The 12,379-nt window shown below is 53.4% G+C and carries 9 protein-coding genes; 2 read left to right on the forward strand and 7 right to left on the reverse strand.

Annotated features, from left to right (window positions below):
- Positions 1 to 22: 22 nt before the first annotated feature.
- The 6 genes from NSQ73_RS20910 to NSQ73_RS20935 form a co-directional block, all read right to left on the reverse strand.
- Positions 23 to 1,222, reverse strand: a complete 1,200-nt coding sequence (locus tag NSQ73_RS20910) for a saccharopine dehydrogenase family protein (protein WP_036702452.1) — start codon at positions 1,220 to 1,222, stop codon at positions 23 to 25.
- Between the two features lie 1,084 nt (positions 1,223 to 2,306).
- Positions 2,307 to 3,077 carry an alpha/beta hydrolase gene (locus NSQ73_RS20915; protein ID WP_340987993.1) on the reverse strand — a complete coding sequence of 257 codons (771 nt, stop codon included), beginning with the start codon at positions 3,075 to 3,077 and terminating at the stop codon, positions 2,307 to 2,309.
- 42 nt (positions 3,078 to 3,119) lie between these two features.
- Positions 3,120 to 4,148 (reverse strand): FecCD family ABC transporter permease, encoded by a 1,029-nt coding sequence (locus NSQ73_RS20920; protein ID WP_340987994.1) that lies wholly within the window; start codon positions 4,146 to 4,148, stop codon positions 3,120 to 3,122.
- A 49-nt stretch (positions 4,149 to 4,197) separates the two neighbouring features.
- Positions 4,198 to 5,208, reverse strand: a complete 1,011-nt coding sequence (locus NSQ73_RS20925; protein ID WP_340987995.1) for a FecCD family ABC transporter permease — start codon at positions 5,206 to 5,208, stop codon at positions 4,198 to 4,200.
- A 98-nt stretch (positions 5,209 to 5,306) separates the two neighbouring features.
- A complete protein-coding gene (locus tag NSQ73_RS20930; protein ID WP_340987996.1) occupies positions 5,307 to 6,962 on the reverse strand; it encodes an AraC family transcriptional regulator in 1,656 nt (551 codons plus the stop codon).
- Positions 6,963 to 7,068: 106 nt separating this feature from the next.
- Complete coding sequence (locus NSQ73_RS20935; RefSeq protein WP_340987998.1) at positions 7,069 to 7,905, reverse strand: AraC family transcriptional regulator; 837 nt, start codon at positions 7,903 to 7,905, stop codon at positions 7,069 to 7,071.
- A gap of 156 nt (positions 7,906 to 8,061) precedes the next feature.
- On the opposite strand from NSQ73_RS20935, the gene NSQ73_RS20940 reads away from it, so the two are divergent.
- A complete protein-coding gene (locus NSQ73_RS20940; protein ID WP_340988000.1) occupies positions 8,062 to 9,891 on the forward strand; it encodes an acyltransferase in 1,830 nt (609 codons plus the stop codon).
- A gap of 128 nt (positions 9,892 to 10,019) precedes the next feature.
- Here the strand turns inward: NSQ73_RS20940 and NSQ73_RS20945 are convergent, their stop codons facing one another.
- Entirely contained in the window at positions 10,020 to 10,634 is a 615-nt protein-coding gene (locus NSQ73_RS20945; RefSeq protein WP_340988002.1) for a TetR/AcrR family transcriptional regulator, read from the reverse strand.
- 162 nt (positions 10,635 to 10,796) lie between these two features.
- Here NSQ73_RS20945 and NSQ73_RS20950 point away from each other — a divergent pair, with 162 nt between their 5' ends.
- On the forward strand, positions 10,797 to 12,236 hold the full coding sequence (locus tag NSQ73_RS20950) for an MDR family MFS transporter (RefSeq protein WP_340988004.1): 1,440 nt from the start codon (positions 10,797 to 10,799) through the stop codon (positions 12,234 to 12,236).
- Positions 12,237 to 12,379 lie beyond the last annotated feature (143 nt).

Genomic DNA, 12,379 nt, shown 5'->3' on the forward strand with positions numbered 1-12,379 from the left:
TTTATCCTTCATGACTTAAGCCCTAATCCAGCAGCGTCGGCGAGAAATCTTCTTGCCAAGGCAGCCCGTGTTTGTTGAGTGCATCCATGAACGGATCCGGATCGAATTCTTCGATGTTGTGTACGCCCGGTTTGTTCCAGATGCCTTTGATAATCATCATAGCCCCGATCATTGCAGGAACGCCGGTAGTGTAGGAAATGGCCTGGGAGCCAACCTCTCTGTAGCACTCTTCGTGATCGCAGACATTGTAGACATAATAAGTTTTTGGCTGGCCGTCTTTGGTACCTTGAATGATACAGCCGATGTTCGTTTTACCTTTGGTTCTTGGTCCCAGGGAAGCCGGGTCAGGCAGAATGGCCTTCAGGAACTGCAAAGGAATGATCTCTTTACCTTCATAATTAATCGGCTCGATCGAGGTCATGCCAACATTCTCAAGCACCTTCAGGTGAGTCAGGTAGTTCTGCGAGAAGGTCATCCAGAAGCGGATTTTTTTCACGCCAGGGATATTAACAGCCAGGGATTCCAGCTCTTCATGGTACAAAAGATAGATATCCTTCGGACCAATCTCCGGGAGATCGTAGACTTTTTTCTCAGACAGCGGTGCAGTTTCAATCCACTCACCATTCTCGAAGTAGCGTCCGTTCGCTGTAATTTCGCGGATATTGATTTCAGGATTGAAGTTGGTCGCAAACGGATAACCATGGTCACCGGCATTAGCATCCACAATATCAATCGTATGAATTTCGTCAAAATAATGCTTCTGCGCATACGCCGTAAATACACCGGTTACGCCTGGGTCAAAACCGCTGCCGAGCAGCGCCGTAATTCCGGCCTTCTCGAATCTTTCCTTGTACGCCCACTGCCAGGAATATTCGAATTTCGCGGTATCCTGCGGTTCGTAGTTAGCTGTATCTACATAATGCACTCCGGTAGCCAGGCAGGCATCCATGATCGTCAGATCCTGGTATGGGAGAGCGACATTAATCACGACATCCGGCTGGAAGCTCTTGATCAGTTCAATGACTTCTTCCGTGTTGTCAGCATCAAGCTTGGCCGTAGAAATCTTCGTCAGGCCCCCGTCCAGTTTCTCCTTCAGAGCATCGCATTTTGACACCGTACGGCTGGCAATGCAGATCTCTTCGAATACATCCGGGTTCTGGCAGCATTTATGAACAACAACGCTCGCTACACCGCCAGCGCCAATAATTAACGCTTTTCCCAAATTAATAACCCCCTAATTTTGCTTAAGTTATTAGTTATTAGCCTTGCTGCTCTGGATCCGTTTCGTTGTCAGTCGTTTCGTTTCATCAAGCTGAACAGGCTACATCCTATGAAAAATCAACAAGGCTGATTATACAGAAACCTTTTCAATAAATCAATAAAAAACGACAAAAATTGATATGTTCCGTGTAAAATCTGTTGGTTTCTCCATTAATACTCTGTAATTCACAGCAATACACTGGAATGCTTCGTTTTCCTACGCTTATTAGCTTCATTCAATCACGGGCTCATCAGGAGCACCGGACGATTAACCATGTACAAGGCCAACCGGATAATTGTATCACAGCAGAAGAAATCTTCATACGATTTATTTTAAAATTAAGTGGAAACGGTTGGTCTGCCCTCTCTATTCCGATGAAATCCGCTCACCTCCAAGTGGTTGTGTAAAACTGCAAATACCGCACATTATAGTAACTTACCCCTTTTTCGCGCCGCACTAACTGCTTGACCGGCACAGCTGCGTCAGGAAGTGCCGGCAGCAGCTCCATAAGGTTATTATGTGTAACGCAGGTAATCCAATACTCTGAACGCAGAAATAAACCCCGCAGACCAGGAGTCCGAGGGGTATTATGCTTTTATATAAATTTGCCGTGCATGCGTAATTTCGCCCAACACATTTGTCGCCATAAGAAAAAGTACAACTGCAAAAGCCAGAGCACCGCAAGGCTGATGCCAATAGCAGATAAGAGAGTGCAGGACTGGAGCTTGGTGATCATTTGAAGCTAACGCGCCAGACTATAACTGCATTTACTGCAACTAAATTCACCATCCGCTGTAAGATATCAAGTTTAATTGCACTCTATACAGTTATATTAGCTGACCTGTCTCAAAAAATCATCTTTCGCTGTTTTTAGTTGTACAGAATACAGTTAACCGCCCAAATCCGGTTTTTATCCGTCTTTTAAGTGTACGAAATACAATTATCCGCTCCAAGCAAATAAGTACAGGAATAAAAAAATAAGGAACGGCATCTCTGCCGTCCCATTCATCACAGTTATTATAAACAAGCAAGTCCGTCTGCCGCTTCACCCAGCGTTCCCCCGAACCGGACCGGCTTCCCCTCCGCCAAACAGCCACCTCAGCGCCGGCGGGAACTGCCGGCTGAAGAACATCAGGTCATGGGTTCCCTGCGGATCACACTCCAGCAGTAAATCACCGCCGCCGAAGCCTTGTTCCAGCAGCAGCTGATGCGCTGCCCTGGAGCGTCCGGCCATTTCCTTCTGCGCATTGGTCTTATAGCAGCCTTCCAGCTCTCCGTAGTACATATATATCCGCTGCCCTGCTCTGTCTACGGGATGATCCCGCATATAGTCCAGGATACCTTCATACCAGAAGGATGCCGATAACAGGCCTATCCGCCCGAACACTTCAGGATAGCGGTAAGAGGCATACAGCGAGATCAGTCCGCCGAGAGAGTATCCGATAATCCCCGTATACCGGGCTTCATGTAACGTTAGATAATGGCTGTCGATATAAGGTTTGATCTCCTCCGCCAGTGCCCGCAGATAATCCTCTCCTCCGCCGCCGAACGAGGGTGCTCCTGGGGTCACTTCCGGCAGGGGCCACGGGGTATAATCATGATTCCGGTCCTTCGATGCAACGCCGACAAGGATCAGCTCATTCAACTGCTGCGATCTGAACAAATGGTCCAGGTAATTCGCCGTATGCTTCATTACGCTGCCTTCGTCCTGCAGGTACGCTACCGGAAACCGCCTGTGCTCTGTACCGTAGCTGAATGGCAAACGTATAGTCAATTTCCAGCCGTGTATCTCTATGTGAATATACTTTATTCCCATCCTGTGACTTCTCCTTTAGGCCTCCGTCAGCAAGCAGTGCGTTTATCTGGCACGGTTTCTGAACAGCAGGAATATGAAATACGGCACGCCGATGATGGAGATTACAATGCCTACCGGCAGCTGAACGGAAGCGAATACGGTTTTGCCGATAAAATCACCGATTATCACCATCAGCATTCCGATCAGGCCGCACAACGGCACGATGTACCTGTAGGTATTACCGATCAGCCGCCGTGCAATATGCGGAGCAATCAGTCCGACGAAGCCGATGCTGCCCGACACGGACACACATGCGCTGACCAGTCCTACACAGCACAGCAGCAGAATCTGCCGTTCTCTGCCCACCGCCACGCCCACGCCTTTGACACTAACCTCATGCAGCTGCAGCAGATCGAGCACCGCCGCGCGGCGCCAGATTACCGGAGTCAGAATGAGCAGCCACGGAAGTGTGGAGAGCACCTGTCTCCAGTTCGCATTATACACGCTCCCGGCCAGCCAGACGGTAGCCATCTCGAAATTCTCCGGGTCCATTCGCAGGGAAACATATAGCGTTACCGCACCGAAACCGGAGGCCAAAGCGATCCCGACAAGAATTAATTGCTGCGGGTGGAACTCCCCCTGATTTCTTGCGAACAGGTAGAGAAGAACGATGGAGCACAGGCCCCCTATGAATCCGAACATCGGCATACTCATGACCGAGATCCAGCCGGGCGCTTTCATGGTACCGCCAACAAAGAACATGAACACGACGACAAAAGCCCCGGCAGCGGCATGAATGCCCAGAATTCCCGGGTCTGCCAGGGAGTTGCGGGTAATGCCCTGCAGTACAGCCCCGGCGATTCCCAGCCCGAAGCCGACCAGTGCCCCGAGCAGAATGCGCGGAAGCCGGAATTCGAAGATGACGAGATCATGATCCGCCACAGGATGAATCCGCAGCAGAGTGCGCACGACATCCTTCGCCGAAATATCAAAGGTGCCATTGGTCAGACTGACATACATCCCGCAGACAATCAGAACAGAGAGCAGCAGGAACAGCCCCCAGAAGGCCAGTGCCTTGGATTTGGGCTTCATTAACAGCGAGTTCTTCGCGTCCTTAGAATTGTTCGAATCCTTGGAATGTTTACGAATGATGGCCTCCCCCTCTCGTTTTGATCAGATAGAGGAAGAAGGGGACGCCGAACAATGCGGTAACCACACCGACCGGTGTCTCAAACGGAAAGTTAATATACCGGCTGATCAGATCGCACAAGGCCAGGAAGAGGGCTCCGGCAAAAGCAGTGAACGGAATGATCTTGCGGTAATCCTGCCCGACCAGAAAGCGTACAATATGCGGAATAATGAGGCCGATAAAAGCGATTTTGCCGGCTATCGCTACGGAAATCCCGGTCAGCAGCACCACACTCAGCATCGTCAGCATCTTGATGGTTCCCACCCGAAGTCCAAGGCCTGCGGCCGTTTCGTCTCCGAGTGAGAGCATCGTCACCGGTCTTGCCATCAGCAGTGCGAGCACCAGACCGGCGGCGGCAAACGGAAGCGCAAGTCTGATCACAGCCGTGTCCATCATATGCAGCCGGGCATTGTACCAGAAGCTGATATTCTGCGACACCTGAAAGTAGACAGCCAGCGCCTGCGAGACTCCGCCGAGGAAGGTGCCGATGATCGTGCCGAGCACAGCCAGTGTCAGCGGTGATACGCCGCCGGGCAGCAGCTTGGCCGTACCGAAGACGAGCAATGCCCCCAGCGCAGAGCCGGCCAGCGAATACACAATCATTGTCATGGAGGAAGCGCCCGGCAGGAATACCATGCACAGCGTAACGGCAAACACTGAGCCGTCGCTGATCCCCATAATGGACGGAGAAGCGAGATAATTCCGCGTCATCCCCTGCATCAGGGCTCCCGACACCGCCAGGAATGCCCCGATTAGCAGCGCTCCTGCTGTGCGCGGAATACGCGACGTCCGCACAATAACATGATCAATATTCTCAGGATCGGCGTGGAAAATGGCATTCAGCACCGTACCGAAGCTCATTGGCTTCGTTCCGTAAGCTACAGATAACACGCTAATAATAATGATAAGGACAACCCCCAGCACCAGCAGGGAGGCCGTCTTAATTCCGCCTGTCCATTTCATGTCATCCCACTCTTTATGTACTTTAGTATTGATAATGATTATCAATTACGAGTATAACGAAGCGGGGTCCCCTGCACCATGGACAAAATGCGGAACAACTATGGACGATTGGCCGGAAGCAGCTGAAGGATCTGCCGCAGCATCCGCAGCTGTGCATATGCGGAATCCTCACGCCAGGGATCAGAGCTCAGGACATGTACGTGATGCCGCTGGACTGCAGGAATCTTCATCCACTGGGGGTCGTTCTGCAGCTTCCTCCACTCCCCTAGCGTGTCATACTCCTGACGGATCAGCATCAGTAAATGGTCCGCTTGCAGCTCCGCGAGCATAGCCGGAGTGACCGGAACATTATAAACCTCTGCCTCACACTCATAAGCCGGGTGCAGTTCCAGCTCACGGTACAATATGCTCGCCATTCCCTCGTTGCAGTGCAGGAACAGCTGGCTGCCCAGCATACGGATAACTGTAACCGTCTGCTGGCCCAGCCCTTCGTGCAAGCGGTCTTTAGCGGCGTTCACCTCCCAGTCGAAGGCAGCAAGCCATTGCTCGCGCTGCCACTCTTCACCCAGCAGCCGGGATAATTCGTGAAATTGTCCGCGCCAATCTGCGCTGTCGCTGGTCAGATAATTCACAGGAGCGACCTGCTCCAGCGCTGTCCGTTCATCATCTGCCAGACCTGCCGGGGCCAGGATAAGCTCTGCGTTAGACTGCTTAAGCACTTCAATATTGGCCTGCCAATCCTGATTGTTGCGGTAGGCGCTGATATGGACAGGAATATCGGCGCGGTAGTTCCGGTAGTAATATTCGGTCCATTTCGGATGCAGTGCCGCCGCATATGGGGTGATATTCAGCGGCAGCAGCTGTCCGAGCAGTCCGGGCGTATAGGCGGCCAGCTTGCGCCGCCGGCTTTTCATATAGACTGCGGGCGGCATGCCGATCATCTTCTTGAATTTGCGGCTGAAATAGAATTCATCGGCATAACCGACCCTGTGGGCGATGTCCCGCAGCTTAACGCCGCTCTCTGCCATCAGGCGCTTGGCCTGCCCGATGCGCAGCTCGGCTGCGTATTCCAGCGCGCTTTTGCCATATTTCTTCTTATACAGGTCAACGAAATATTTGGCGCTGAAATCGGCGGACTGAGCCACCTGCTCTACGGTTAACGCCTCTGTATAATGGGCCTCTATGTACTGCTTCGCCTGCTCCAGCGCCGAATTCGTATCTCTGGGCCGGTGCAGGCTGCGCGCGCGGAGATCATACAGCAGTTCCTGAAAATCAAGCTGTGCCCGGAAGCCGATGCTCTGTTCACCCTGTTCGGAGAGCAGAAACAGCCTGCTGCATTTGGCCGACATCTCTTTCGACGGATGAAACGGCAGCCTGCCGTCCCCCTGGAATAACCGGGTATCCTTAACCGGCAGACAATTTCCGCTATCGCCTGACTTGCCATAACAGTACACATCGAAATAGAAAATATACATCTCCAGCCCCCCGGCCGGCTGCACCGTTCCGCAGGTCTGATCCGGCAGGCAGAGCACCGCTGAACCTGCCGCCAGCTCATACTGGTTGTGATCACTAATGAACTGGACGGAACCGCTCGTCACGACTGCAAGGGCATAAGAGAAAAGCAGCTGCTGTGCGAGATGGACCTCCCCCGTTCCCTTCAGCGCCTGTACAGACAGAAGCCGGAAAGACAACCGGTCCCAATCGTCCGGATCATCTTGGTTATCTATAGAAGTTCTCTGTTGGATAAGTTCCATTACAGTGCACACCACCAAATCTGAACGAATGTTATGAAAACTATCCTTAGTATATTGATAATCATTCTCATTGGCAATGTCACAGGAATTATTTTACCGGTAAGCATTATCCGCTCTTCCCGTGGTCTTGAGTCCGCATTGCCGAAGGCGGCTGCCCGTTCTGTTGTTTGAAGCTTTTGCTGAAGTGAAATTCGTCGCTGTAACCGCAGGCCGCTGCAATCTCCTTCAAGGTTAATCTGGTGTACAGCAGCAGCTTCCCCGCATGCTCATAGCGGATTTCACTTAAATAGCTTTTGGGGCTCCTGTGCAGATATTGCTGAAAAAGACTGCGTAAATACGAGGAGGAAATCCCGTAACGCACCGCCAGCTCGTGAATAAGCAAAGGCTCACTGTAACGGCGTTCAATATCATCCTTGATCCGCAAAAACAGCTCATAGCCCTGCCCCCGGCCCAGCTGGGCATTCGCCTGAACCTGCAGCAATTCGTACATGAGCTCATAGAGCAGGGACTGGGTCATCAGCTGGCTCCCGGTGCTTCCGGGGACCCAATCCGCAGCAATTTTATGGAACAAATGGCCAAGCTGTTTGCCCTGTTCCCCCTCCGGCTTCAGCATGAACTGCAGCGGCAGCACATCCAGCGGCTCTATCCTGCCCTGATTATCCGCCGAAGGCGACAAGGTATAGAGCGAGAGCAGGATCATCGTGATCCGCAGAGGCTCCTCCCTTCCGCAGCTCATGTCCATAGCCAGCCCCGGTTGCAGATAGAACAGCATTCCCGGCGATACCGGATAGTCTTGGTCCGTACGGAAGATCCCCTGACCTTCCTGAATCCAGTAGAAGCTATGTACATTGATATTCTGGCGGATATCCCTCCAGTGCGGGAACGTGATCTTATCGTGAATCCAGTGAATATCTATGGCCAGATTCTGCACAATTTTCTCCACCCTCTGACTCCCCCGTTTCTGCAGCATCTCTGAAATCAGCATAAGATGTTGATGCGTTTTTGACAAGCTAGTCGTGCTCTTTATGCCATGTCGCTTCCCTTTCTCTACTGCTACACTTAAGGAAATAATGACTTATGTTATAGAGGAGAGACTAAGATGCCCGAACAACGATTCGCCTCACGGAAGGCGCTCGATTACATGCCCTGGATTGGCCCCTCCGCACAGGAGCAGCAAGAGCAGATCCTATACCAGCAGCAGCTAACTACTGAATACTCCTGTACCTTCGGAGAAGCCTGTTATGTCTCACCGCAGGCGGTGGTATTGCCGGATCAGCTTCAGATGGGCGACCGGAGCTATATTGCCGGCGGAGCGATTGTCCGCAGTGCCCGGCTCGTCATGGGCAGCGACTGCTCACTCAACAGCTACAGTGTGCTTTCAGGCGATATTACCATGGGAAACGGCGTAAGAGTTGCTTCACATGCGAGTATGTACGGGTTCAATCACGGATTCGCCTCCACCGATATCCCGGTCTTCCGCCAGCCCTGCACTGTCCAAGGGATTATCATCGGGGACGACGTATGGATTGGAGCCAATGCCGTTATTCTGGACGGTGTGCAGATCGGTTCGCACAGCATTGTCGCCGCCGGTGCCGTAGTTACCAGAGATGTGCCGGCCTACAGTATTGTCGGCGGCAATCCGGCCAGGCTAATCCGCAGCCGGCTGGCCGGGGATACAGCAGCAATTGCCGCGGCAGTTGAACAAAAGGAGGATATAGGGATGACAATGGATGCACAAGCTGAAGGTGCAGCAGTGAAGGCTGGTACGGGTACAGATGCGGATGATACAGCTGTAATAGCTGTTACAGCGGATAGGGACACTACCGTAAACACGAAACCAGTTACTGAAAGTGTACCGGCATACAGCCTGCTCTCACAGCAGCTGGCTGACTTCGGCAGGCTGGCAGGAGACCAGCTGATCCCGCTGCTGGAGTACTACTCAGAGTCAACGGGGGAAGAGAAATTCTTCCGCGACCGGCCCGGATATAAGCGGACGGTTAGAGCTTACTGCGATGCGGTGGAGATTGCTGCGATGTTCGGCAGCCTGCCGCCCGGCTGGACGCGGGCAGAGCTTACCGCTGTATTGCAGGGATTCCAGGATGCCGGGACAGGATTGCTGCCCGACCCGTGGTCTCCGCCCGGAGCTGAGGATCAGCCTGAGCTGTTAACTGACCATCTCTCCCGGTACCATCTTCTCGCTGTAGGCTACGCACTGGAAGTGCTAGGTTCTGCGTTGCCTCATCCGGTTATCGTTGCTGAGAATATGGAAACCGCTGCGTTGTATCCGTATCTGAATGATCTGCCATGGGAGGACAATGCCTGGGGCGGCGGAGACTGGATCGACTGCTATGCCACAGGTCTGTACCACAACCTGAAGACATTCGGCTCCCGCAAACGGCCGGATGATCTGTTCGGCTGGCTGGCGACCCATTGCCGCCGGGACTCTGGCCTCTGGGGCCTCCCTACCGCAGAGGAAGGCTGGCTGCAGCCGGTGAACGGTTTCTACCGGCTCACCCGCGCGACCTATGCGCAGTTCGGTCTTCCTCTGCCGTATCCGGAGCGCAGTATCGATACCGTGCTGGCCCACAGCAGGGACCGCCGGTTCTTCCGTGCAGAGGCGCTTAACGCCTGCAACGTGCTGGATGTGGTCCATCCGCTCTGGCTCTGCCTGAAGCAGACCAATTACCGCCGTGCAGAGATCCGCAGCTGGGCGGAGAATATGCTCAGCGAAGTGCTGAAATTCTGGGTTCCGCAGCGCGGCTTCGCCTTCCAGTTATCACAGCAGCAGGACACGGGTCTGCAGGGAACCGAAATGTGGCTGAGCATCCTCTATCTGTTGGCTGACCTGTGCGGTGTAAGCTCATCGCTTGGATATACTCCCAAAGGTGTGCACCGCCTGGCCCCTGCCTTCTCACTGCCCCCGAGATAGCGGCTCCCATCTCCGCTTCCGCTGTGAATGAACCTCCTTACCAGCTTCAGCCTTCAACACAAACAAACCGCCGTATACCGGAATGATGTTCCGGTATGCGGCGGTTTGTTTGTGCTCTTGGGGACCCATCACCTGATCCGGACCAGCGGCAGGAAGATATCATCAATAATACCGGTGATTGTCTCATCAGAAACAGGTTCATGGGTGGTAAGCAGCTCGTAGCGGAATAAATCGAGGGGAAGCAGAATTACCCGTTCAGGAATGCGGTCCAGACGCACCTCACCCCGTTTCTCGGCATTAGCCAGAATTGTCCCCATGATCGCGTTCAGCTTGCCTCCGGTTTTGGGAGGCATGATCTTCGGCAGCAGCGCAATCAGATCATCGCCGTGATAATCCACCAGCAGGCCGTGGATCGTCTCAGCGCCTAAGCCCTGCAAAGGCCGGGCGAAGCTCTGAAACAGCTGCAGCATATCCGTACGCAGATCGCCTGAATCGGGAGCGGCCAGAGCAGTCTTAGGCATATACTTCTTAATCGCGGCTGCAACAATCTTGGCTTTATTCGGCCAGCGGCGGTAGAGTGCGGTTTTATTGGTTTGCGCCCGGACCGCAATCCCCTCCATCGTCAGGCGGGCATAACCCGCTTCGCCAAGCTCTTCCCAGGCAGCCTGCAAAATGGCTTGTTCGAGAACCTCCCCGCGGCGGCGTCCGCCTTTGGGCTGATTTTCTTGTTTGATATCGTCCATGTCATTTCCTACTTTCGGGATATTTCAGTATAGACGCGGCTTGCCTCTGGCGGACAAAATGGGCAGAAAATTCTCTTGTTGCATTCTGGCTGCTTTTACTCTATCTTATTCACATAAGGTACGCAACGTACCGTACCTTATTATGTTGAGAGGAGCAATTTTATGTCAGACCAAAGAACCAAGCCCAAGAGAGCACAGAAAGAGAAGCTTGATCCCGCCATTCTTAAAGTAGCCCTTATTCTCGTCTTCGGTGCACTCGCGCCGTTATTCGACTCCACGATGATCAACGTTGCCATCAGGACACTTACTTCAGACCTGCAAAGCTCCATTGCCGTTATCCAGTGGGTCATTACCGGTTACGTCCTGACCATGGGTATGGCAATTCCGGTGTCCGGCTGGGCAGTCAACCGTTTCGGCGGCAAAAAAGTATACATGTTCTCACTCGCCGTATTCCTGGCCGGTTCGGTCCTCTGCTCCCTGGCCTGGAATCCCGGCAGCCTGATCGGCTTCCGCCTCCTGCAGGGCGTAGGCGCAGGAATATTAATTCCGACCCTGCAAACCGTGCTTGTCCAGACTGCCGGGGGCCGCAACATCGGACGGATCATGTCAATCATCAGCATTCCCACCCTGCTGGGGCCCATTCTCGGTCCCGTGCTGGGCGGGGTCATTATCAACAGCCTGGGCTGGCGCTTTATTTTCTACGTGAACATTCCCATTACCCTTATCGCAATACTGCTGGCCTGGCGCGGCATTCCGGCGGATGAGCCGTCCACACGCAAACAGACGCTTGACCTTACCGGTCTGCTGCTGCTGTCCCCTGCTTTTGCTATCCTCATCTACGGGATCGCCCAAATCAGCACCTATGGGGGGCTGCACAGCAGCAAAGTGGTGATTCCCCTGGTGATTGGCCTTGTCCTCATGGCCGCGTTCATTGTCTACGCTTTGCGGACGCGCATAGAACCGCTGCTGGATCTGCGTCTGTTTAAGTCGCGCATTTTCTCAGCATCGAATGTCACCGTATTCCTGTCCGGCATGGTCATGAACGGGGCTTTACTCCTGCTGCCATTATACTATCAGCAGGTACGCGGTGAAAGTGTATTGTCTACCGGAATGATGATGATTCCCCAAGGAATAGGTATGCTGCTCACCAGAAGCTGGATCGGCAGTCTGTCCGACCGCATCGGTTCGCGGATCATCGTCATTCTGAGCCTGCTGGTCACTATATTCGCGACACTTCCCTTTGCCTTCGCCGGTTCGGATACGAATCTGATCCTGCTCGCGGCCGCACTGGTAGTCCGGGGGGCTGCTCTGAACGGACTCCTGATTCCGGTAATGGTATCCGCATATGTAGGGCTGCGCAAGGATCAGATCCCCCATGCCAGTATCTCCATGAGGATCTGCCAGACGATCGGCGGCGCCTTCGGGGCAGCGATTCTGGCCACTGTATCCCAGCACCAGCTGGCCGGGCAATCAGCCTCAAGTCTCCAGAGCATTGCCGGGGCATACGACGTGGCCTTCTGGTGGTCGATTGGCTTTGCCGTGATCGCATTGATTCCTGCACTCATCCTGCCATCACACCGCAGCAGCCCTGCGGCTGGCTGAGGATAAACCTCAAGCAGATATTAAGGCCCAATATCAGCTTCAGCAGCAATATCAGCTTCAGCTCCACTATGCCAAACCAAAAACCCCCGGTTCTCCCTGATAAAGCGGAGAACCGGGGGTTTAGATTGCTTTTACCAGGATGT

Source organism: Paenibacillus sp. FSL R10-2736 (assembly GCF_038000245.1).
In the GTDB taxonomy this organism is placed as follows: Bacteria; Bacillota; Bacilli; order Paenibacillales; family Paenibacillaceae; genus Paenibacillus_AQ; species Paenibacillus_AQ phytohabitans.